A 21,825-nucleotide genomic window follows, 5' to 3' on the forward strand; every position below is an offset into this window, starting at 1 on the left:
CTGGAGTCACTGGGCGGGCGTCGCTGTCAGCGGGGAATTCACCTTCTCGACGAGCCAGCGGCCACCGTCGTTGTGCAGGCTCATCACCATCGACAGCTGGCCCGGCTTGGCCTTGTGCTCGGTGCCGAGGCTCGAGATGGTCGTGCCGATCACCACGATGGCCTCGGCGGAGTCCTCGTCGCCGGTGCGCAGGGCGCACTGGGTGTCGGTGGCCTTCGAGGTGACCTGGCCCTGGGTGAGGGCTTCGCGCAGCTCGGTGCTCGTCGCTTCGAACTGCTTCTTCCAGTCGCCGGTCGCGCCGTCGAGGACGGCCTGGAAATAGCCGTCGAGGCTCTTGCTGTCGTAGTCGGCCAGGACCGGGGCGTAGCGGCAGGCGGCTTCGCGGGCGCCCTGCTGGGCGGCGAGCAGGTCCTTGCTCTCCTTGTTCTCGAGGAACAGGATCACCGAACTCGCCACCGAGGCGCCGACGGCGAGGGCCGCGGCGGCACGGAGGACGAGGGACTTGCGCTCGGCGGTCCACCGCCCGGTGACGGCCGGTTCCGCGGTCTCCACGGCGGGGGTATCGGATTCCGTTGTGCCGGTGTCTTTTTCGTCTGTGCTCATGAGGTCATCTCCTTAACGGGGTGCGGGCACCGCGGGCTGGGACAGTTCGTCGCCGGTCACCCCGGGCGGCGGGCCCGCGCCGTTGTCGGGGCCCGGGGGTCGTGGCGCGTTGGCCGAGCCGCGCACCTGCAGCGCGGGGTTGTCGGTGACGCAGTAGTTGTAGAGCCGCACCCTGGTGTCGGTGGTCGGCGTGGTCGGGACGATCGGGACCGTGTCGTAGTCGCAGGTCGGGCGCGGCCACGGATCGACCAGGGTGAAGAAGGCATTGTCGTGGGCCGGGATGCCGACCGCCTCGGCGAAGCGGCTCAGCGTGGGGAAGAGCAGCTCGATGGCGGGCTGGCGGAGTTTGGCCGCCCGGGTGATCGCGACGAAGTTCGTCACCAGGTCGGTGATCGGGTCCTGGGTGCGCGAGACGAACCCGCCGAGCGTGGCCAGCTGACCCGGCCCCTCCTCGAGCAGGTGCCGCAACTCCGCGTCGGCGGCGGTGAACTGCTGGAACAGCGCGCTGCCCGCGTGCGTGATGGTGCCGAGGTCGGGTTGGGCGTGCGCGGTGGTCGAGGCGATGACCTGGAGATTGCGCAGGAGGTGCTCGGTCTGCGGGAGCAGGTCGGTGAGCCCGGCCATCGCACGGCTGAGCCCGGAGATCATATTGCGCAACCCGTCCGGCCCACCGGCGAGAGCTTTGTCGAGCTCGTCGACGATGACATTGAGCCGCTCGGGATTCAGCCCGCTCACCAGGCCGGTCATATTGGCCAGCACCGACTGCACCTGCACGGGCACCGCGGTGTCGGCGCGGGCGATCACGGCGCCGTCTTCCAGGAACGGGCCGGTCTCGGTCTCGGGGCGGAAATCCAGGTACTGCTCACCCGCTGCCGACAGGCGGGCGACCGCCACCCGGCCGCCCCGCGGGATTCGGGTGCCCTCCTCGATCTGTGCCACGGCGGCGATGCCGTCACCGGAGACGCGCACGTCCTGGACCCGGCCGACCCGGACCCCACGGAACGTCACATCACTGCCCGCCGTGAGCCCGCCCGAGGTGGCCAGCTCGACGGTCACCTCGTAGGGCGAATCGGTCGGGTCGATCCGCAGGACCACCCCGCCCAGGTAGAGGGCGCCGAGCACCAGGACGACGACGAGGCCGGCGTTGGCGACGGCGACGCGGCGCCGCACCAGCCACTGCCACAAGGGTGAGTTCATCGCGGACCCTCCTGCGGTGTGCTGTTGAGGCGGCCGGTGACCTTGGCGATCACCTCGGCGAGGCTGCCGATGAAGGCGGGCACATCGGTGCCGTCGGGCCAGCGACTGCCGGTGGGGTCGGTGACCGCGCCGACATCGAGGTAGGACAGGATCGCCCCGACCGAGAGGTTCGGCCCCCGCATGCTGTCCATCACCGAGGGATAGATCTGGTTGAAGCCGTCGAGGGCGCCGGTGAGGTCGTCGCCCATTCCCACGAACCCGTTCATCAGGTTCTGGATGCTCTGGAACAGGCTCACGAACTGCGGCCCGTTGGTGGCGCTGAAGTCGCCGAGGGCGTCCATGGTGATCGCGACCCGGTTGATGAGATCGACGATCGCCTGATTGTTCTCGGCGAACAATCCGATCAACTGGGGGAAACTGTCGGCCGCCGCACCCAGTTCGGCTTTGCGCCTGGCCAATTCGCCCGTGAGCACCTGCAATCCGCCGAGGGTGGCGTCGAGGTCGCCGGTGCGCTCGTTGAGCGCGGTGATGACCGAGGTCATCTCGCCGATCAGGTGCTGCAGCTGGGGTGCTTTGCCCGCGAAGATCGAGTTCAGTTCGGAGGTGATCTCGGCGGCCTGATTGATGCCGCCACCGTTGATGAGCATCGAGACCGACATCATGAGCTGTTCGACCGAGGCGGCCGAGGCGGTGTGCTCGGTGCCGATGGTCGCGCCCTCGCGCAGCGGCGGACCGGCGTTCGCTTCGCTCGGCAGGGTCATGGCGACGAAGACATCGCCCAGTGGCGTCGCCTGCCGCAACTCCACGGTTGTGCCCTGCGGCAGCCGGATGTCCTCGCGGATGAGCATTTCCACATCCGCCAGGAACGAGGTGGTCGAAATGCCGGTCACCACACCGATATCGGTGCCGCCGATCTTCACATGAGCCCGGTCGGGCAAGTTGAGCGCGTCGCGGAAGGTGGCGTGCACGGTGTACCCGGGACCCCCGATCCCGGGCTCGGGCATCGGCAACTGGGCGACGGTCATCGAGCAGCCGGCGCTCGATGCCGCGACGGCGGCCGCGCACAGGGCGACGGCGACGGTACTGCGCAGTGTCTTTGCGTGAGTGGTCATTTCGTGAGTCCCAACAGCGCGGCGGTCAAGCCGAAATCCGGGCCCATATCGGAGATCTTGCCGGTGCGGCAGCCGTCCAGACGCATCTGCACGCGCTCGCAGAACGTCGCGAGGATCTCGCTGTCGAGCACGATCTTGTCGAGCAGGCCGTGCAGGCGAAGGGCTCGATGTTCCCGGCTGATCGCGTTGTCGAAGTTCTGGAACATCAGCGGGCCCACGTCGATGATCTCGGTGAGATTGCGGGCGTTGGCTCGCATCTGGGCGGCGATGTCGACGAACTTGGTGAGCGCGCCCGCGAGCTGGGTCTCGTTCTGGCCGACCACCGAGGACGTGTTGGTGATGAAGTCGTCGAGTTGCTTCAGCACCGCCTGCAGGCCGGGAGACTGCTGGGCGAACAGCGCGACCAGCTCGGTGATCCGCCCGCTGAAGTCGCGCACGGTCTGGTCGTTGTCGGCGATGATCTGGGTGATCTCGCCGAGCCGGACCACGGCATTGGCGATCTGGTCCTTGTTGGCCAAGGTCACCTCGAAGGCCGCCGACAGTTCGTCGAGCGTGGTACGCAGCCGGTCGCCGTTGCCGTCGAGCAGCGGGAACAGCACCCGGCTCGCCATCGGCCCGCTCTGGCTGTCGCCCTTCAGCGCCTCACCGAGCTGATCGAAGTTGGCCAGGATGCGGTCCAATTCGACCGGGGTCCGTGTCTTTCCGAGCGGAAGATGGGCGCCGTCGGCGAGCTCGGGGCCCGACCCGGTGTAGGCGGGCGCCAGTTCGACGTGCCGATTGGTGATCAGCTGCGGCGAGATCAGGGCCGCCATGGCGTCGGCGGGAATGCGCACATCGCGATCGACCTTCATCACCACCTCGACATAGCTGCCGCGTGGTGTCACCGAATCGACGACACCGACCGGGACCCCGAGCACCGCGACCTCGTTACCCGGATACAGCCCGGAGACGTTCTCGAAGTCGGCGCTGATGGTCTTCTGCTCACCGAGCGCCCGGTCGGCGAACCCGGACACGCTGTCGGGTACCAGAGAACAGCCGGTGGTCACGGCCAGAGCCAGGCACAACGCGGCCAGTTTGCTCGAACGTGTCGTCCTCATCAGTTGCACCCCTGTACGGCCTGCGCGAAGCACAGCCAGTTGTCCGGGAAGATCCACGGTGCCCAGATCTCGCCGTAGGGGCCGTTGCCGAGCAGATTGTTGAACTGCCGCAACGTCACCGGGGCGATCTCGTAGAGCCGGTCCAGGTTCTCCTTGTTCTTGGTCAGGCCGTCCGCCATGGTGTTGAGATTCGTGATCAGCGGTGCGAGCTCGCCGTTGTTCTCGACGCCCATCTCCTGCAGCAGCCGCGACATCTGCGCGACGTTGTCGAGCAACTGGGTGAGCAGGGTCTGGCGTCTCTGCACGGCCGCGCCGATCGCCTCGCCCCTGGTGATCAGGACGAGCACGCTGTTGCGGTTGTCCGACACCAGTTGCGAGACCTGATCCAGGCTCTTGAGCAGGGTGTCGACCTCGTCGCGCCTGCTGTTGATGACCTGCGCCAGCGCGCCGATGCTGTCGAGGGCCTGCACCGCCATGGCGGGGGAGTCACCCAGCTGGCTGCTGAACACATCGAGCGCGGTGCGCAGCTTGTTCGGATCGATGCGTTCGATCCGCTCGAACGACGACGAGTACTTCGGGTCCTGGATCACCTTGCTCAGGTTGTAGGGCACGGTGGTGTTCTCGAGCTTGATCCGGTTGTCCGGCAGCCCTTTTCCGTCGCCGGGGCGCAGGTCGATGTGCAGCCTGCCGAGGATGGTCGACATCTCGATCGCCGCGTGCGCGTCGGCGCCGAGACGGATGTCACGACGGACGCGCAGCGCCACGTCGACCCGGTCGTTCACGAGTTCCACCGACTGCACCTCACCGACCTCGATGCCCGAGATGTCGACGGTCGCGCCGGGCCGCAATCCGGCGGCCTGCGCGAATTCGGCGTGAATCGTCTTGTCGCCCAGTTGGATCCGGGCGAGCAGATTCGAACCACCGAGCAGCACGAGCACCGAGGCGGCCGCGATCAGGCCGAGGCGCAGATTCCGGTTGCGCCGCAAGAACTCTGGTACGCGAGGCCGGTTCATCGGCACACCCCCGACTGCGCGTTGCCGCCGACCTGCGAGAACAAGCCCTCCGGCAACAGCACTCCCCACAGCGACACATCGAGGCGGCACAGATAGGCATTGCCGTAGGTGCCGTACTGGGTGAAGCGGGCCACGCCGTTGAGGAAGTCGGGCAATTGGACCGCGCCGCGATCGAGGGCGGCACCGTTGGCCAGCAGCATCGCCACGCCCGTCGTCGCGTTGCGCTGGGCGTCCGATACACCGGGCTTGACCTGTTCGATAATCGTGACCAGCGAGTTCGTCGCACCGGCCACCCGTTCGACCGAACTCTTCAACGATTCTCCTTCGGCGTAGAGCCCGTCCATCAGGCTGCGGGTCTGGGTGATCAGGGTTTCCAGTTCGCCGCTGCGATTGGCCAGCCCCGCCATCACGGAACTGAGATTGCTCAGCACGTCACCGAGGATCTGATCGCGTTCCCCGAAGGTGGCGGCCAGCTGCGCGGCCTGGGTGATGAGCGCCGACAACGACACCTCGTTGCCCTGCAGCGCCTGGATGAGCGTTTCCGACAGCGAGTTGATCTGGTCGGGCTGCAGCACGCTGAACAGCGGCTCGAAGCCCGACAGCAGCGCGGACACGTCGAACGACGGTTCGGTCCGCTCGAGCGGAATCTCCGAGCCCGGTGCGACGACGGTGCCGCCGTCGGTGCCCGGTGCCAGCGCGAGATAGCGCTGACCGATCAGATTCTGATACCGCACCAGCGCCTTGGTCGTATCGGTCAGGCGCTGGCGTTCCTCGATCCGGAAATCGACCCGGGCGGTGTAGTTGTCGGCGAAATCGATCTTGTCGATCCGCCCCACGCGCACGCCGGCCATCCGGACGTCGTCGCCGACGCGCAGCCCGAGCACATCGGTGAACACCGCCGAATAGCTGCTGGTGGTGCCGGGCACGCTGCGTTGCAGCGTCGACCAGATCGTGTAGGTGAGCACGGTCGCCAGGACAGCGAAGAGGCTGAACCCGATGAGTGCTTTGGTGGATTTCACTGTCGGACACCGTCTTCTGTGTCGGGAACGAGGGGGGTGTCGCCGAGGATCGAGCTGAGCAACAGCAGCTGACTGAACGTCGGCCTCCCGCCGACCAGCGCCGATATGGCATCGATGCCGGTGAGCCGTTGTGCGGCCGGGGTGGCGGCGGGTGTGGGTTCGACCGCCGCGGCCGGTGCGGTGATCCCTGGGATGGCGGGCAGGCCCGGGATCGGGGGCAGGCCGGGGATCGCCGGAACGGTGATGCTCGGGAGCGCGGGCAGCTGCGGCACCGCGGGCACCACCGGTGCGGGCCCCGCGGCCTCGAGCCGGTTCGGCAGCATGCCGGGCGGATACTCCTGCGGCGGAGCGACTTCCGGGACGGTCGGGCCGCCGCAGCGAGGACCGATCATCTCGCCGTAGCGGGGGCAGTCGGCGGCGGTGTACTGCTGGAAGGGCGTGAACGTCACATCCATTCGCCAGGTCATCTGCCTGCGCGGCCCGAAGTTGAAGACCTGCTGCAAATTACGCAGCGACGCGTTGAGGTTGGCCGCCGTCGTCTGCAGTGCGCCGGGATCGCGGGCGATGCCGCCGAGCAGGTCGTCCAGCCCGGCGACCAGTTCCTTGCCCGCGTTCGGGTTCGCACCGAACAGCACGTTCACCGATTCCACGGCACTGTTGCCCTGCATGAGCAGTTCGATCAGGTCGGTGCGGTGCTCGTTGAGGGTGCGGGCGGAGTTCACCGAATCGGCGAGCACACCGACCAGTTCCGGCGCCGACTGGCTGAGCGCCGTCGACGCGCGGCCGAGATCGCCGAGCAGATCACCGATCTCGGGAATCCGGTGCACGGTCGTGAGCCACTGATCGAGGCGCTCGATCGTCGAGCCCGGCACGCGACCGGCCGGGTCGAGCGCCGCCGACAAGGTGGCGAGCACCCGGCCGAGCTTCTCCGGCTGGATGGTGGTGAGCACGTCGCGCAGGGTGTTGAGCGTGGTCTGCAGCTGGATGGTCGCCTCGCTGGTGTCCTCGGCGATCACCGCACCCGCGCGCAGGCCCGAGGTGGCGGCGCCGTTGTCGACCAGTTGGATGGACGAGACACCGAAGATGTTGTCGGGCACCACACGGGCGGTGACGGTGTCCGGAATCGTCTCGGCCAAGCCAGGTTTCAGCTCGAGGGTGGCTCGCTGGCGTTCACCCGCCGCGACCATCTCCACCGAGCCGACGACGCCGACGATCATGCCGCGGAACTTCACATCCGCGCGCTGCGGTAAGCCGTCACCGGTGCTGGTGAGGTCGGCGCCGACGGTCACCGTTTCCTCGAACTCGCCGTTGTAGCGCAGGGCGAGCAGATACAGCGCGACCGCGAACGCGGTGATCACCGCCAGGCCCGCCACGGTGAGCTGCAGGGGTTTGGGGCCGCGGCCGCTGAGATCGATAATCATCCGATCGACCTATCCCGAGATCCGGAATCCGGGGTCGATGCCCCAGATTGCAAGCGTGAGAAAGAGATTCGTGAAGACCATGACGACGATGACCATCTTGATCGCCCGCCCGGCCGCCACTCCGACGCCTTCGGGCCCACCGGTGGCGACGAAGCCGTAGTAGCACTGGATGAAGGCGGCGATCAGCACGAAGACCACCACTTTGAGCAGTGAGAAGAACACGTCGGGGCCGAGCAGGAATTGGTAGAAGTAGTGGTCGTAGGTGCCCGCGGTCGTGCCGCCCAGGAACAGCACCGACAGCTTGGTCGCCACATAGGCCACCGCGAGACCGACGGTGTAGAGCGGGACGATGGTGATGGTCGCCGCGAGCATCCGGGTGGTCACCAGGTACGGCAACGGCCGGATGGCGATGGACTCGAGTGCGTCGATCTCCTCGGAGATCCGCATCGAACCGAGCTGAGCGGTGAACCGGCACCCCGACTGGATGGCGAAGGCGAGCGTGCCGAGGATCGGCGCGATCTCCCTGGTGGTCGCGAAGCCGGAGATGGCGCCGGTGAGCGGGCCCATGGTGAGCAGGTTCAGCGCCGAGTAGGACTCCATGCCGACGGTGATGCCGCCGAACGCGCACAGCACGATCACCACGCCGACCGTGCCGCCACCGACGATCAGCGACCCGTTGCCCCAGCCGACATCGGCGACGAGGCGGGCGACTTCCTTGCGGTAGTGGCGCAGCGTGAACGGGATCGCCAGCAGCGCCTGGAAGAACACGATGGCCTGATGACCGAGCCGCTGATTGGCCTGGATCGGCACCTTGGCCGTGGCCGCCAGCGCCTGCACCGGGCGCATCGCGGGTGGGATGTATTCGGCGGCCACGTCACACCACCTTCGCCGGGAAGAGGGCGTTGTAGAGCTGGGTGACGATGATGTTCGTCGCGAACAGCATCAGCGCCGAGGTGACCACCGCCGAGTTCACTGAGTTCGCGACCCCGCCGGGGCCGCCCTCTGTGTGCAGGCCGATATCGCAGGCGATGATCGCGGTGAGCGCACCGAAGATCGCCGCCTTGAACAGCGCGACCAGCAGGTCGTTTGCCACCGCGAACGAGGCGAACGAACTGATGAACGAACCCGGTGTGCCGTGCTGGGCATACACATTGAACAGGTACGCGGTGGCGAAGCCGACGAAGACGATGAACCCGCACAGCAGCATGCTCACCACCACCGCGGCCACCAGGCGGGGTGCGACGAGCCTGCGCACCGGGTCGACGCCCATCACCTTCATCGCGTCGATCTCCTCGCGGATCGTGCGCGAGCCGAGGTCGGCGCAGATGGCCGAACCGACCGCGCCCGCGATCATCAGCGAAGTCACCAGCGGTGCGCCCTGCCGAATGATGCCGAGCCCGGCGACCGCGCCGATGAAGGTGGTCGCGCCGACCTGGTTGACCAGCGCGCCCACCTGGATCGAGACGACCACCGCGACCGGGATGGCGACGAAGACGGTCGGCAGCGCCGAGACATTGGCCATGAAGGCGCACTGTTTCACGAACTCCTGGAACGGAAATCGTCGCCGCACCAGTGAGAGGAACAGTTGCACGATCGCGGATCTGCCGAGCAGGACCTGCCTGCCGAGGGTCTCGACCGATCGCTGGGGATGTCGTCGCCAGAGCCCGGTGGCGCTGTCGATGATCCGTCCGACCTCGGACGGTTCGGTGGCCGGTTGTGACGTCATGCGGCACCGATCCTCGTGCTGAGCCAGTGGTCGAGCAGGACGACGAGTCCGGCGAGGGCGGCGAGGCCGAGCCCGAACGCGCACAGAACGGCGATCCACATACCGAATCGGAGCACCGGATTCACCTCGGTACGTCCGCCGAGGATCTTGACGACGGTCACCACCAGATCGATGACCCAGACCAGCGCCATCATCAGGTCATCGTCACATTCGCGAAGGTGAGCACCGGCCAGCACACGATCGACCCGAGGAACGAGACAACCAGGTCCGCGCCGTGGAGATCACGCAGGTGGCTCGTGTGGGTGAAGGTCCAGATCACCCCGACGAGACCGTAGGGGATCGCGAGAATGATCAGGGTTCCGAGGAATTCGGACACCTTCATCTCGTAGCTGAGAAATCTGTCCAGCCGTCGCAACATGGCGTGCCGCTGTTCCTTCCTGCAGGACCGTGGATCAGCGGGGGCCGGTGGGCGGCCGACGTCGCTGACGGTCGAGTGATGTTGCTTGGTGTTCGGTGGGGAGAAAGGAATCGGCTATTCGGGATCTTCCCCTGGATCGTCGGATAGCGTGGGGATTACGGTGCTCACCTACGGCGACTGCACCGATTAAGTTACTACGCATTCCTCGCTCTGTGACGAGAATTACGGGTAACATAGCGCAAGAATCGCTGATTGCCTATAGGTAGTCGACCGGGAGCTCACCTGGTTGTCGTCGGCGAGAATGGCTAGTAACTTATCGGTGATGTCGCCGCAGGGGTGGCTGTGCAGGAGGAACGCAATGTCCGCAGTGATCGTCGATGTGGTTCGCACCCCCTCGGGGCGGGGCAAACAGGGCGGTGGGCTCTCGTCGGTGCACCCGGCCACCCTGCTCGCGGGCGTGCTCGCCGAGCTCGTCGCCCGCACCGGCATCGATCCCGCCCTGGTGGACGATGTGATCGGCGGTTGCGTGACGCAGAGTGGTGAACAGGCCAACAACATCTCCCGCACGGCGGTACTCGCCGCCGGATTCCCCGAATCCGTGCCGGCCACCACGGTCGACCGGCAGTGTGGATCCAGCCAGCAGGCCGTGCATTTCGCGGCCCAGGGGGTGCTCGCCGGCGCCTACGACATCGCCATCGCCTGTGGCGTCGAGTCGATGAGCCGGGCGCCGATGTTCTCCAACACCCAGGGCAAGGACTCCCTGCGCGGTCCGCTTGCCGCGCGCTACCCCGACGGGCTGATCGGCCAGGGTATCGCGGCCGAAATCCTCGCCGCGCGGTGGAAACTGGACCGGGCGACCCTCGACGAATTCGCCGCCCGCTCACACCGCCTCGCGGCCGCCACCGCGCAGGCGGGCGGGTTCGACGCCGAACTGGTGTCCGCGGGCGAACTCACCGCCGACGAGACCATCCGGGCAGGCACCACCGTGGAAGGGCTGGCCGGCCTGCGCCCCGCCTTCACCGATCAGGCTATGGCACAGCGTTTTCCGGAGATCGACTGGTCGGTGACAGCGGGTAATTCCTCGCCGCTCACCGACGGTGCCTCGGCCGCGCTCATCATGAGCGAGGCGATGGCGTCGAAGCTCGGCGTGACCCCGCGCGCCCGCTTCCACTCGTTCGCGGTGGTCGGTGACGACCCGACCCTGATGCTCACCGCCGTCGTCCCGGCGACCCGCAAAGCGCTCGAGCGCGTGTCGCTGACCGTCGACGACATCGACACCTTCGAAGTGAACGAGGCATTCGCGCCGGTACCGCTGGTGTGGCAGCACGAACTCGGCGCCGACCCGGAACGGGTGAACCCGCGCGGTGGCGCCATCGCGCTCGGCCACCCGCTCGGTGCCTCGGGCACGCGCCTGCTCGCCACCATGGTCAACCACCTCGAGCAGACCGGCGGCCGCTACGGGCTGCAGACCATGTGCGAAGCCGGTGGCCTGGCCAACGCGACCATCATCGAACGGCTCTGACGCGCCCGCGCCTCGATTCCGTGATCAACCAGACCCTGGAGTAGTCATGCGTCGTCGGACCGCAGCGGTACGAACATCGGAACCGTCGGGCGACCGGCGGCGTTACATGGCCGGTCCGGCGGCGCTTCTCGGCGGCCCCGCGAATGTGATCATGCAGCTGAGCTGGGCGCCGGTCGGTCGCGGTGTCGTGGAAAGCACCGTGACCAGTGGACGTTTCGATCTGCGTCCACAGAAGCGGGGACGGACCACGTTGACGTACCTGGCGGTCGCGATGCTCGGCACCGAGGAAGATCGGGTCGCCTTCCGCGCGGCCGTGAACACCGCGCACCGGCAGGTGCGATCCCGGCCCGACAGCCCGGTGCGCTACAACGCCTTCGATCCGCGGCTGCAACTGTGGGTCGCGGCCTGCCTCTACCGCGGCACCCTCGATTCGCTGACCTTCCTGTTCGGCGCGCCGGACGAGGAGTCGGCGGACGAGTTGTACTCGGAATCAGCGCGATTCGGGACAACGCTGCAGGTGCCACCGGAACTCTGGCCCGCGGATCGTGCCGCCTTCGCCGACTATTGGGAGTCCATGCTCCCCGGGCTGTCCTTGGACGACGAGGTCCGGGATTATCTGGTGAGCCAGGTGGTCGACATGGGCCCTTACCGGCCGTGGGAGCGATTCCTGTTCCGCCGGGTGAACAGGTTTTTCACCACCGGCTTTCTGCCGCAACACTTTCGCGATGAACTCGGGTTACCGTGGAGTGGTCGCAAGCAGCGCGCGTTCGAGATCACGATGCGGACGATCGGCCGCGTGCTGTCGGTGGTCCCCGAGTCCTGGCGGCTGTACCCCTTCGAGACATATCTGCACGACATGCGCCGCCGACGTGCGCGCGGCCTGCCGTTGGTGTGAGCGGCCTGCCACGAATCCGTACTGTTATCGAGCGACCGGCAGACAGCGAACCGTGCGAGGCGCCAGATGGCCCGCGCCGCGCAGCGTCGCGGCGTAGGCGCTGAGGGCGAGGCGGTCCTTGCGGGTCACCGTGAGACCGAGCAGTCGCGCGGCCCGGTCGTGCAGCAGCGCGGGAATCGCGGCACTCGGCGTGTACTGCGGCAGCCAGGCGTCGGGCCGGAGTGCCTGCGGCGCAAGGGTGTCGGTGGCTGCCGTGACCTGCAGCATCGTCGAACAGGCCTGATCGAAGTACGTGCGGAAGTCGGCCCAGGTGTTCGGCATGGGGCGGGTCGACAGCTCGTATCGCCGATACCACTCGCAGCATTCGGCGTAGAGCCGTTCGTGCTCGTCGGCCGACATCGGGCGGATGAACGTGTCGACGGCGGTGAACAGCGTCTCCACGTAGGTGGCGTGCTGGAAGTGGAAGACCTCGGGATGCAACGCGTGGTATCGGTGCCCGAGGTTGTCACGACCTTTGACGTGTTCGTGCGCGGCGCGGATCACGAAGCGGGCGTCCGCGCCGGTGTAGGCCAGCCGGATCATCTGTGAGACAGAACGTTGTTTGTGCCACCACAACCGGTAGGACACATGATCGACGAGGCCGGCCGCGATCGCCGGATGCAGAACCTGCAGGGTGACCGCCCGGGGCAGGGCAAGCACGAAACGCCGATCGCCCAGATATCGACGCAGCAGCGAGTCCGTCGCGATGGGTGGCTGCGACATCATCGACCACCGTCGGCCGGTGGGAGGTCGTGCACCGGGGGCTCGGCCTTCGCGGTGGTGCCGCGTCGGACCCTGCGTATCGCCGTGCGCCACAACAGCAACGGCACCGAGCCGGCGATCCGGGGTGCCATCCCGGAGCTCAGGCCGAGCCGCCATTGATCGGCGAGGGCCGCGCGACGGATCGACGCCGATGTTTCGGTCGGTTTCGGCATGTCGAAGGGCGGTGCGGGGTCGTACTCGATGTCGAGTTGGATGATTCGGGCCCGCTCGGTGCCGCATATTCTGCCGACCAGCCAGAGCGCCAGATCGATTCCCGCGGAAACGCCTGCGGCGGTGGCGATTCGGTCGGTGTGGACGAACCGTTCGCCGGGTTGTGGGTGGGCGCCGAGTGTGGCGAGGGCTCGTTGAGCCGCCCAGTGGGTGGTGGCGGGTCGGCCGTCGAGCAGGCCCGCGGCGGCGAGGATCAGCGCGCCGGTGCACACCGACGTCGTCCAGGTCGATGTCTCGTGGACTCGGCGAAGCCAGGCCAGGACTCGTTCGTCCGTCGCGACCACCGTGGCGGCGGGGCCACCGGGCACGACGACGATGTCGGGATGCACCGTCTCGTCGAGCGTGTGGGTCGCGCCGAGCAGGAGGCTGCCGCTGTCGGTGACGATCGGACCGACCTCATGCCAGACGAATCGGATGTTCGTCGCCGGCATGAATCGGAGGACCTCGTACGGGCCGATCGCGTCCAGTGCGGTCATGCCCGGGTAGCACAGCACGGCGATTCGCATGTGGTTCACCGCCGCTTTTCGGTGCGGAACGCGCGGGCAACCATGGCCGACTTCAGCTGCCAGAGTCCGGTGGCGCCGGTCGCGTCGATCCCGGTCAAGGCCGCGATCCGGCCGAGCCGGTAGATGATGGTGTTGGTGTGTACGTGCAGCTGTCGCGCGGTGCGCTGGCGATTCATATTGTTGGCGACGAGCACCCGGACGGTCTTGGACAATGCGGGATGATCGTCGAGCGGTGCGAGCAATTCGCCGAGTTCGGCCAGGCCGGGTCCGGGCCGGGTGAGCTGGTATTCGAGCGCGAGGTCTTCGAATCGGTAGAGCGCAGGTGGATAGCGGAGTCGGCCCGCGATGTCGAGAAGTTCGTGTGCGAGCTGTGCCGCGTCGGGAATGTCGGCGGTCTCGCTGACGACCACGGCCGCGGTGATCTTGGCGCGCGCAGCGGTCGAGAGTGTTTCGACGAGGCTGTCGAATCGGACATCATCGGTGTCGTCACCGGGGATCAGGATGGTGCCGCCGTCGGACGACAGCATCGCGAGAGCGGTGTCGATGTGGCGCTCCAGTGCCTTGTGGACGCGGTGGAGTCGTCGCCGTGCCGTGTCGCCGGTCTGCCACTGCTCCGGGGATCTGCGGGGAATCGACACGGCGAGCACCCGATAACCGTCCGCGATGTGCACGCCCGACTCCCGGGCCATCGTCGTCGTCGCGCGGCCGGCCAGCAGCGCCGAGGTGACGGTGCGCATCGCGGTGTGGTGTTCGCCTGCGACCACGCGGTATTCGCGCAAGTACGCGCTGATCATCGTGGTGGACAGGAGATTCGACAGTCGTACGGATGCTCGCAGCCCCTGGGCGAGCGTGTCGTCGTCATCACCGTTGCGGGGCGAGAACACCGTGTCCACGCTCGCCCACAGCGCCTCGTGGAAGGCACGGAGGATGTCCTCGATCGACAGCCCTTCCCTGGCCCAGACGGCCGCGGCGGTCGTGAGCCAGTCGAGTTCGCCCGCGACATCCTCGTCGTCGACGATGCCCCGGCCGATGCGCGCACACATGCCGGTGGCCGCGGTGATCTCGTCCGAGATCGCATCACCGAGCAGCGCACGGCGCCTGGCGAGGTCGCGGACGAAGTAGCTGACGACCCGTCCGGTCATGACGGCGACATCGGGCTGCGCACACCGCAGTGGTCGGTCAGCCAGGTCGAGCGGCATCGCCGGATCCTCCTCGATGGCGCCACCCGCGGCGCCGTGGGTGCGGCCGAGTGCTGAAGCCGGCCTGAGCGGTGGTGCCGTCTGTGGTTCTCGGATCGTCATGGTGTGTCCACGGCTTCCAGTCGGTGTCGCAGGACTTTGCCGGTGGCATTGCGCGGCAGGGCGTCGACGAACCGCACCTCGCGGGGAACCTTGTGTCGCGCAAGGGTTGTACGCACGTACTCCTTCACCTCGCGCTCGGTGCACGAGGCGCCCGGGGCCCGCACCACATAGGCGCGCAGGCTCTGCCCGAAATCGCGGTCGGCGACGCCGACGACGGCCGCCTCGAGGATGTCGGGCCGGTCGACGAGCAGGTTCTCGACCTCGAGCGGGTAGACGTTCTCCCCACCGGAGACGATCATGTCGTCGTCACGTCCGTCGATGAACAACCTGCCCTCGGTGTCGAAATGGCCGAGATCGCCGCTCGAGCACAGCCCGTCGATCATCTCCTTGCCGGTGCCGTCGGTGTAGCCGCTGAAGCTGAGGCCGCTGGTGACGAAGACGGTCCCGACCACGCCCGGCGTGGTGATCCGGCAACGCTGCTCGTCGTAGATCGCGACCCGGCAGCCCACGGGCGGGCGCCCGACCGTGCCCGGCGCCTCGCGCAGATCCTGCGGTGTCGCGACGGCGGCCACGGCGACCTCGGTAGAGGCGTAGAGGTTGTAGAGCACCTGGCCGAAATGCCGCGCGGTGCGACGGCTCAGGTCCGGTGCCAGTGCCGAGCCCGCCGAGAAGATCACCGTCAATGCGGAGGTGTCGTATTCGGCCAGCACCTGCTCGCCCAGATCGACGATGCGCTGCAGCATGGTCGGAACAAGGACGAGCGCGCTCGCGCGGTGCCGGGCGACGGCGGCCAGGGTGTTGCGGGGATCGAACCGGTCCGGCAACAGCACCACCGTGTTGCCGAGCGCCCAGCCCAGGATCAGCTGCGACAGGCCGGTGCCGTGGAACAACGGCGCGGCGAGCACGATGGTGCTCGCCTTGGGTAGCGGGATGCGATCCAGGAACTGCGCCGACTGTAACGGCGAAACCTTGCCGCGCGGAGCACCTTTCGGTGTTCCGGTGGTGCCGCTGGTGAGCACGACGATGCCACCGGGTGCGGCGGGCGCGGGCAGTGGAACGCCGGAGTGCCACGCCGCGACGGCATGGATCGTCGGCCGCCCCGGCCGGTTGGTGTCGCCTGCGCGCGTGAGAATGATCGGCACCTCGCGTGCGAGATCGTCGAACAGGTCGGCGAACTCGGCGTCGACGAGCAACATCCCGATCCGCTCGCGCCCCACGACCGTGCGCAGTTGCGGGCCTGCCATGCCGGTGTTGAGCAGGACGATGCGTGCGCCGAGCTTGCCCGCTGCCAGCAGCGACAGAATGAAGCCGCGGTGGTCGCGGCACAACGCGCCGACCACTGTGTCGGCCGTGACCCCTTGTGCGGCCAGGCCGTTGGCGAGGCGGTTGGAGGCGTGATCGAGCTGTTCGAAGGTGATCGGTCCGCGGTCGTCGATCAGTGCGGTGGCCGAACTCGCGACGCGGGTGGCGTGCGCCAGTGTGGTCACGGCCGGACCGAGAGCGGCGGCGTCACGGGCCGTCCGTAAGAGCTCGATCGGGTGCCGGAGTTCGATCGCGCCGCGTCGGTACAGGACAGCGGCGGCGGCCAGGGAGTCGGCGACGGCGCGGACGACCTCGGTCGGTGCGAAGGAGACGGACGGCACGGATACCTCCGAGGGTCGGTCGTCGGCAAGGAGTTGCCGCCGGCTAGGCGGAATGGAGGCCAGCCTAGCAGTCGGGAGAATTGCGGGTAACTTAATCGTGGAAATCGCGAGGACGGCCAACGTGAATCACTGAGAGCCCGGTCGAGTTCGGCGCAAATCCTACCGAATCCGAAAGAATTGGCAGTAACATAGAGTCGACGTCGAGGCGTGCTCGGCGGTGATCCGCGCTCGCGAGATTCCGGGGCGAGACGCCTCTGGGAAAGGATGACGATGACCACGGCAACGAAGCCCGGCGACCCCGACTACTCGGACCCGAACAGCGAGGGATATGTCGAGGAGGGTCCGGGTGGGCACTGGCGACCCACCGCGGAATCGGGACTCGCGCCGGTTCCCCGCGCGCTGACCCTCGACCGGGTACGCATCCACATCCCCGACACCTACCGATCACCGCGCAAGCGGCCCGCGCGGCTGGCCGACGCTTTGGACTTCTGGATGTTCGCCGGTGCGGCCGCGAACGTGGCGATGCAGTTCGCCCATCAGGGTGTGGCCGCGGGCGTCATGGAAAGCCAGGTCGAATCCGGTGCGCTCATGGTGCACCCGTGGAAGCGGCTGCGCACCACCTCCGCCTACCTGGCGGTGGCCATCCTCGGCACCGACGAGGACAAGAAGGCGATGCGCGAGGCGGTGAACGTCGCGCATCGGCAGGTGAGGTCCCGGCCTGAATCCAAGGTGAAGTACAACGCCTTCGACCGCAATCTGCAGCTGTACGTCGCCGCCGCCATCTACATCGGCTTCGAGGACACCCACCAGTTGCTGTGCGGCAAGATGACCGAGGAGGAGTTGGAAGCGTTCTATCAGGGCGCCGACACCTTCGGCACGACCCTGCAGGTCCACCCCGACATGTGGCCCGAGACCCGCGCCGACTTCGACGAGTACTGGCTCCAGGCATGCGAGCAGGTGGTCTGCGACAACGAATTCCGTGCCTACATCGACGATCTCGTGCACCTGCGGATGATCCACTGGTCGCTGCGGCTGCTGTTCGGCGGCCTCCTCGAGTTTCTGACCTCCGGATTCCTGCCACCGCACTTCCGCGAGCAGATGGGCATCGAATGGAGCGAATCCGACCAGCGCCGGTTCGAGAACCTCTTCCTGTTCGTCGGTTTCGTCAACCGGTTCATCCCGAAATTCATCCGGTTCGCCGGAACCCACTCGATGATGCGTGACGTGCGGCGCCGCATCCGCAAGCAGAAGCCGCTCATCTGAGGCGGGCCGCACGTCGTCGCATCGGTCAGCTGCGCACCTGCGAGGCTGTCGGAGCCGAGGTGTCGGGGTCGGCCGATCGGCCAGCCGGCAGCGTGTAGGTCGCCGCGATCGACAATACGGCGACGACGAAGCAGGCGGCGGTGTACCAGAGGTTGCCGATGGGGTCGCCGTTGCCGGTCTCGCCGTCGGTCGCCGCGAAGAAGTCGGGCAGGGCGGCGAGCCAGAGACCGGCGAAGACCAGCAGGTAGAAGGTCGCGAAACGCTGGACGAAGGGGTCGGTGTAGCCGGGGTCGGGTGTGGTGCCCCGGCGCAGGTCCGACCACTGGCGGAACATGACGATCGAGGCCACGACCATCAGCACCGCGAGTTCCAGCGCGTACACCACCCCGCGCACCGTGGTGCTGCTCATGCCGAGCACGGTCGCCGGAAGCGGCAGCAGGAACGTGCCCACCGAGGCGAGCAGACCGATGACCACAGTGCGCCAGGTCAATTCGACGCCCGTGAACCGCTTACCCGCGTCGACATGCCGTCCGACGAAGTATTGCACGCAGAACGCCAGCGACATCGGCCACAACGCGGCGAACACCACCACGCTGCCCATCGGCACCGAATCGAACATCGGCTGGTTGATCGGATTGTCCACCGACCACTCCCACCAGCGCAGCTGCGGCCCGAGGTGGTCGAAGATCTCGTAGAACGCGTGGTGCACGAAACCAACGCAGGTGGCGCCGATCAGCACCCCGAACCGGCGGAAGATGCCGAGCATGCGCACCAGGCCGAAGGCCATCGTCGCCATCAGCGGATAGATCGCGATGATGTAGATCGGCAGGCGGCCCCACAGGAAGTCGACGGTGAACACGTTGTGCGCGAACATCGTGTCGACGTGGTCCTCGATGCCGAACGCGGCGGGGAAGTACAGCGGCGGCTCGATGATGAACAGGTACGCGGTCGCGCCGAACCACAGGACGAGGTTGGTCGGGTCGCCGTGGCGGCGCAGGCGGACGATCGCGAACCAGAGCGCCAGCACCGCACCGAGCACGATGGTCAGTTCGAGAACGGGCAGGGTCCAGTTCTCCAGCCCGAACGGGCTGCGGAACTCGACGAGTCCACCGGCCTCCGCACAGGAGAAGCCGAGTTGGACCGCGAGGTCGGCGAAGGTGGGGGAACAGTGTTCGGCCATGGGTCGGCCCTTCTAGGAGCTCACGGAATCGGCGGTGTACCAGCGGGTGACGTCGTAGCCCTCGTCGTAGCGGCGGAACCACTCACCGGCCAGGTCGGGCAGTTTCTCGTGCGCGGGGTTGTGCCCCGGCGTCTGGCTGCGGATGATCCCGCCCAGGGCGACGAGCTGTTCCTTCAGGCCCAGATCGTCGAAGGCGCGCGGCATCGTGCCGTTGTCGGCGGGGCGCAGGCCGGGCAGCAGCCGGCGCAGGGTCTGCTGATTGCGGTAGCTCGCGAACATCGACAGCGCGTCGACCTGCCGGTCTTCCAGTGGCACATGCTCGTTGAAGCCCGCGCAGGCCACCCGGATCACCCGCAGCACGTGCCGGAACACCGACGGCGCCACCCGCATCCGGTACAGCTCGCTGTTCACCACCGAGTTGAAGATGATCAGCGCCGAACTGCGGTGTTCGACCTCCTCGACGAAATGCCAGATGAACAGCGAGGCCACCCGGTCGTCGCCGGGGGCGAACAACGTGGAGTCGTTGTCGAGCATCAGCTTGAACACCGGGGTGAAGGTGGCCTCGAGGTCGGCGGTGTAGGCCAGGCGGTACTTCACCGGGGTGCTCGCGGTGAGTTCGTCGAACTCGCGGATCACGGCGTCCAGGGTTTGCTGCAGGCCCGGGTAGCGACGGATCAGGCCTTTCACATGCTGACGGTGAGCGGTGGAGTGCTGACCCTCCTGCCGCATGAACGCGTCGGCCTCCTCGGCCACCTCGGGGTCGGTGATCTGCGGTTTCGCCTGGTTGATGAGCTGCACGATCATCTTCTCGAAGCCGATCGCCAGGAACGAGACGGCGTTGGCCATCGAGGAGAACGCCGGATTCTGTGGGTTCCACAGAAACGGCACGTCGTAGTCGGCGAACGCGAAATCCATCTTGCGGACGTGAAGTTCGGTCACGGTGAGTACCTCGTTGTTCGGGCGTGCGCCGGTCCGGCCGCCACTCGGTTGGGTGAGGTAATCATACGACTGAACGTCAGTCTGTATGATTACTTTCGCGGAATCGGCTGTGACCAGGGCTTGTGCTAGCGTCCACCGGGTGGCGCGCAGACGGGGATGGGGCGGTAGTCCGCCGGGGGACGATGCGGAGGCGACGCGCCGGATCGTCGCGGCGGCAGTCGAATTGATCGGGCGCACCGGGGCGGAGATCAGCATCGCCGATGTCGCGGAATCGCTCGGTGTCATCCGGCAGACGGTCTACCGGTACTTCCCGAGCGCCGACGCGCTGATGACCGCCGCCGCGATGGCCTCGGTGGAGGGTTTCCTCGACCGGCTCGCGGCGCAGGTGCGCGGGCTCGGTGATCCGGTGGAGGCTATGGTCGAGGCGGTGGTCTACACGCTGGCCGAAGTGCGCCGCACACCGCACCTGGGCATCCTGCTGTCGAGTTCCTACTCCAACGTCCGCCCGGACAGCCTCACCTCCGAGGAGGCGCAGGCCTTCGGGATGACCATGATCCGGCGGTTCGACGTGGACTGGGCCGCGCACGGCTACGACGAGCAGGCGCTGCGGGAACTGGTCGAATACGTCCTGCGGACCATGCAGTCGTTCTTCTTGTCGCCCGGTGACCCGCCGCGCACCGACGACGAACTACGCCGTTACCTGCGGCGGTGGATGGGCACGGCCATCAGCGCTCAGACCGCGGCCGGGGAATTCCTCGAGCGCTGAGGCCGCTGCTGTTCTCTGGCGTGTCCCGCGGGGGCGTCCGACGAGGACTCCGTGCGATGACGTCGTTGGCATCGCCGTGGAGCGTCGGCCCGACCCCGCGGGTGCACCGGTGTCGACACCGTGACCGAAAAACATTGCTCCCCCGGACCGTTCGGCGCCTCGTACAACGGGCCGGTCGAGCACCACATCTGGGTGGTTCCCGCTGGGTGGCGGCTCAAACGTGGCTCGCCGTTGCTGGTTGAGGGCGGATTCACCGGGTAGGCGGCGGGTATGGAGATTCTCGTGATTCTCGCCGTGGTCGTCGTGGTGGCGGCCGTCGTGCTGTGGCGCAAGACGCGGGGCGGACCCAAGCCGCCGGACGAGCCCGAATGGACGGGCAATCCGCCGCGCTGAGCGTTCCGGCTCAGGGTTTTCTCGCGACGACCAGGACGTTCTTCCCGAACAGCTTGCCGGTCACCGACTGCAGGGCCTTGCTGAGCGGGAAGACGATCCGGTCGTAGAGCTTGAGCGCGCGCACATTGATGCTGCCGTCGTCGTTGCCGAGCAATTTGTAAGCCATGGTGGCGAAGAACCCGATCGGATCGCAGTAGCGCGAATCCACCACCTCGAGTCCTGCATTGCGCAGGATCCGGTTCAGCTGGGTGCGCCGGTAACGGCGGTAGTGCTCGACTTTCACATCCATCGAGGAGAACAGCATCTCGAGCGCGGGCACGTAGATCACCATCGTGCCACCGGGCCGCAACAGTGACGCCAGGTGTTCGGCGGCTTCCTGGTCGTTCTTGATGTGCTCGAAAACGTTGAAAGAATAGATGAGCCCGTATTTTTCGGCCTCGGGCGGCTCGGTGTCGCAGTCGACGACTTTGTAGCCCTTCGCCAGCAGCACTTTCTGCAGGTCGGGGTCCGGTTCCAGACACTCGGGGAAGATCTCGCGTTCGGCGAGCAGATCGGCGTAGGTGCCCTGCCCCGCACCGAAATCGAGCACACGCAGATCCGGTGTGGTGACATGTTTTTCGACGCAGTCGAGGAGAAATTTGTTGTAGTTGATCGCTTCGGCCATCACCTCCAGGTTGTCGCACCCGGTGTAGGCGAAATTGCTGCTCGTCACGCTCGGTCCCCTCAATCCATCGAAATGTGTGAGTCCGTCCGTTCGAGCGGCCATGATGCCACGTCGC

General features: G+C 67.1%; 23 protein-coding genes. 5 read left to right on the plus strand and 18 right to left on the minus strand.

Annotation, left to right across the window (positions count from 1 at the left end; genetic code table 11):
• Nucleotides 1-6: 6 nt before the first annotated feature.
• Genes AB0I19_RS01795 through AB0I19_RS01845 form a run of 11 tightly spaced genes read right to left on the minus strand, consistent with a single transcriptional unit; the run spans nt 7 to nt 9,606 of the window.
• Nucleotides 7-603, minus strand: a complete 597-nt coding sequence (locus AB0I19_RS01795; RefSeq protein ID WP_357143379.1) for a hypothetical protein — start codon at nt 601-603, stop codon at nt 7-9.
• Between the two features lie 12 nt (nt 604-615).
• The gene (locus AB0I19_RS01800) at nt 616-1,800 is read right to left on the minus strand and encodes an MCE family protein (protein WP_357143380.1); all 1,185 of its coding nucleotides are present in this window, start codon (nt 1,798-1,800) and stop codon (nt 616-618) included.
• Nucleotides 1,797-2,912, minus strand: a complete 1,116-nt coding sequence (locus tag AB0I19_RS01805) for an MCE family protein (RefSeq protein WP_357143382.1) — start codon at nt 2,910-2,912, stop codon at nt 1,797-1,799. Before AB0I19_RS01805 ends, AB0I19_RS01800 begins: the two co-directional genes overlap by 4 nt.
• The gene (locus AB0I19_RS01810; RefSeq protein WP_067639162.1) at nt 2,909-4,009 is read right to left on the minus strand and encodes an MCE family protein; all 1,101 of its coding nucleotides are present in this window, start codon (nt 4,007-4,009) and stop codon (nt 2,909-2,911) included. The genes AB0I19_RS01805 and AB0I19_RS01810 overlap by 4 nt, the downstream gene beginning before the upstream one ends.
• Complete coding sequence (locus AB0I19_RS01815; RefSeq protein ID WP_357143384.1) at nt 4,009-5,022, minus strand: MCE family protein; 1,014 nt, start codon at nt 5,020-5,022, stop codon at nt 4,009-4,011. The genes AB0I19_RS01810 and AB0I19_RS01815 overlap by 1 nt, the downstream gene beginning before the upstream one ends.
• Nucleotides 5,019-6,041, minus strand: coding sequence for an MlaD family protein (locus tag AB0I19_RS01820; RefSeq protein WP_357143386.1), 1,023 nt, complete (start codon nt 6,039-6,041; stop codon nt 5,019-5,021). Before AB0I19_RS01820 ends, AB0I19_RS01815 begins: the two co-directional genes overlap by 4 nt.
• Nucleotides 6,038-7,462 (minus strand): MCE family protein, encoded by a 1,425-nt coding sequence (locus AB0I19_RS01825; protein WP_357143388.1) that lies wholly within the window; start codon nt 7,460-7,462, stop codon nt 6,038-6,040. The genes AB0I19_RS01820 and AB0I19_RS01825 overlap by 4 nt, the downstream gene beginning before the upstream one ends.
• Nucleotides 7,463-7,471: 9 nt before the next feature.
• On the minus strand, nt 7,472-8,335 hold the full coding sequence (locus AB0I19_RS01830) for an ABC transporter permease (RefSeq protein WP_067639155.1): 864 nt from the start codon (nt 8,333-8,335) through the stop codon (nt 7,472-7,474).
• A 1-nt stretch (nt 8,336) separates the two neighbouring features.
• Nucleotides 8,337-9,188, minus strand: coding sequence for an ABC transporter permease (locus tag AB0I19_RS01835; RefSeq protein ID WP_357143390.1), 852 nt, complete (start codon nt 9,186-9,188; stop codon nt 8,337-8,339).
• Nucleotides 9,185-9,382, minus strand: a complete 198-nt coding sequence (locus AB0I19_RS01840; protein ID WP_067488850.1) for a hypothetical protein — start codon at nt 9,380-9,382, stop codon at nt 9,185-9,187. Before AB0I19_RS01840 ends, AB0I19_RS01835 begins: the two co-directional genes overlap by 4 nt.
• Nucleotides 9,382-9,606: a hypothetical protein gene (locus tag AB0I19_RS01845; protein ID WP_357143392.1), complete on the minus strand. Its 225-nt coding sequence runs from the start codon at nt 9,604-9,606 to the stop codon at nt 9,382-9,384. The genes AB0I19_RS01840 and AB0I19_RS01845 overlap by 1 nt, the downstream gene beginning before the upstream one ends.
• A gap of 358 nt (nt 9,607-9,964) precedes the next feature.
• On the opposite strand from AB0I19_RS01845, the gene AB0I19_RS01850 reads away from it, so the two are divergent.
• Nucleotides 9,965-11,128, plus strand: coding sequence for a thiolase family protein (locus tag AB0I19_RS01850; protein WP_357143394.1), 1,164 nt, complete (start codon nt 9,965-9,967; stop codon nt 11,126-11,128).
• Nucleotides 11,129-11,174: 46 nt separating this feature from the next.
• Nucleotides 11,175-12,023, plus strand: a complete 849-nt coding sequence (locus AB0I19_RS01855; protein WP_357143396.1) for an oxygenase MpaB family protein — start codon at nt 11,175-11,177, stop codon at nt 12,021-12,023.
• Between the two features lie 24 nt (nt 12,024-12,047).
• Here the strand turns inward: AB0I19_RS01855 and AB0I19_RS01860 are convergent, their stop codons facing one another.
• The 4 genes from AB0I19_RS01860 to AB0I19_RS01875 all read right to left on the minus strand — a co-directional run bounded on the left by AB0I19_RS01860 (nt 12,048) and on the right by AB0I19_RS01875 (nt 16,505).
• Entirely contained in the window at nt 12,048-12,785 is a 738-nt protein-coding gene (locus AB0I19_RS01860) for an oxygenase MpaB family protein (protein WP_357143398.1), read from the minus strand.
• Nucleotides 12,785-13,561: a DJ-1/PfpI family protein gene (locus AB0I19_RS01865; protein ID WP_357143400.1), complete on the minus strand. Its 777-nt coding sequence runs from the start codon at nt 13,559-13,561 to the stop codon at nt 12,785-12,787. Before AB0I19_RS01865 ends, AB0I19_RS01860 begins: the two co-directional genes overlap by 1 nt.
• A gap of 5 nt (nt 13,562-13,566) precedes the next feature.
• Complete coding sequence (locus AB0I19_RS01870) at nt 13,567-14,760, minus strand: helix-turn-helix domain-containing protein (protein WP_357143402.1); 1,194 nt, start codon at nt 14,758-14,760, stop codon at nt 13,567-13,569.
• A gap of 98 nt (nt 14,761-14,858) precedes the next feature.
• A complete protein-coding gene (locus tag AB0I19_RS01875; protein WP_357143404.1) occupies nt 14,859-16,505 on the minus strand; it encodes an AMP-binding protein in 1,647 nt (548 codons plus the stop codon).
• 270 nt (nt 16,506-16,775) lie between these two features.
• Here AB0I19_RS01875 and AB0I19_RS01880 point away from each other — a divergent pair, with 270 nt between their 5' ends.
• Nucleotides 16,776-17,768, plus strand: coding sequence for an oxygenase MpaB family protein (locus AB0I19_RS01880; protein ID WP_357143406.1), 993 nt, complete (start codon nt 16,776-16,778; stop codon nt 17,766-17,768).
• Nucleotides 17,769-17,793: 25 nt separating this feature from the next.
• On the opposite strand, the gene AB0I19_RS01885 is transcribed toward AB0I19_RS01880, so the two are convergent.
• Complete coding sequence (locus AB0I19_RS01885) at nt 17,794-18,948, minus strand: hypothetical protein (protein ID WP_357143408.1); 1,155 nt, start codon at nt 18,946-18,948, stop codon at nt 17,794-17,796.
• A 12-nt stretch (nt 18,949-18,960) separates the two neighbouring features.
• Nucleotides 18,961-19,887 carry a metal-dependent hydrolase gene (locus AB0I19_RS01890; protein WP_225279526.1) on the minus strand — a complete coding sequence of 309 codons (927 nt, stop codon included), beginning with the start codon at nt 19,885-19,887 and terminating at the stop codon, nt 18,961-18,963.
• 139 nt (nt 19,888-20,026) lie between these two features.
• Between AB0I19_RS01890 and AB0I19_RS01895 the strand changes: the two genes are divergently transcribed.
• Nucleotides 20,027-20,653: a TetR/AcrR family transcriptional regulator gene (locus AB0I19_RS01895; protein ID WP_067639140.1), complete on the plus strand. Its 627-nt coding sequence runs from the start codon at nt 20,027-20,029 to the stop codon at nt 20,651-20,653.
• 270 nt (nt 20,654-20,923) lie between these two features.
• Nucleotides 20,924-21,046, plus strand: coding sequence for a hypothetical protein (locus tag AB0I19_RS01900; protein ID WP_255284010.1), 123 nt, complete (start codon nt 20,924-20,926; stop codon nt 21,044-21,046).
• A gap of 10 nt (nt 21,047-21,056) precedes the next feature.
• Here AB0I19_RS01900 and AB0I19_RS01905 read toward each other — a convergent pair whose 3' ends face one another.
• Nucleotides 21,057-21,758 carry a class I SAM-dependent methyltransferase gene (locus AB0I19_RS01905; protein ID WP_357143410.1) on the minus strand — a complete coding sequence of 234 codons (702 nt, stop codon included), beginning with the start codon at nt 21,756-21,758 and terminating at the stop codon, nt 21,057-21,059.
• Nucleotides 21,759-21,825 lie beyond the last annotated feature (67 nt).

Source organism: Nocardia sp. NPDC050413, from assembly GCF_040655475.1.
Taxonomy (GTDB): Bacteria; Actinomycetota; Actinomycetes; order Mycobacteriales; family Mycobacteriaceae; genus Nocardia; species Nocardia coubleae.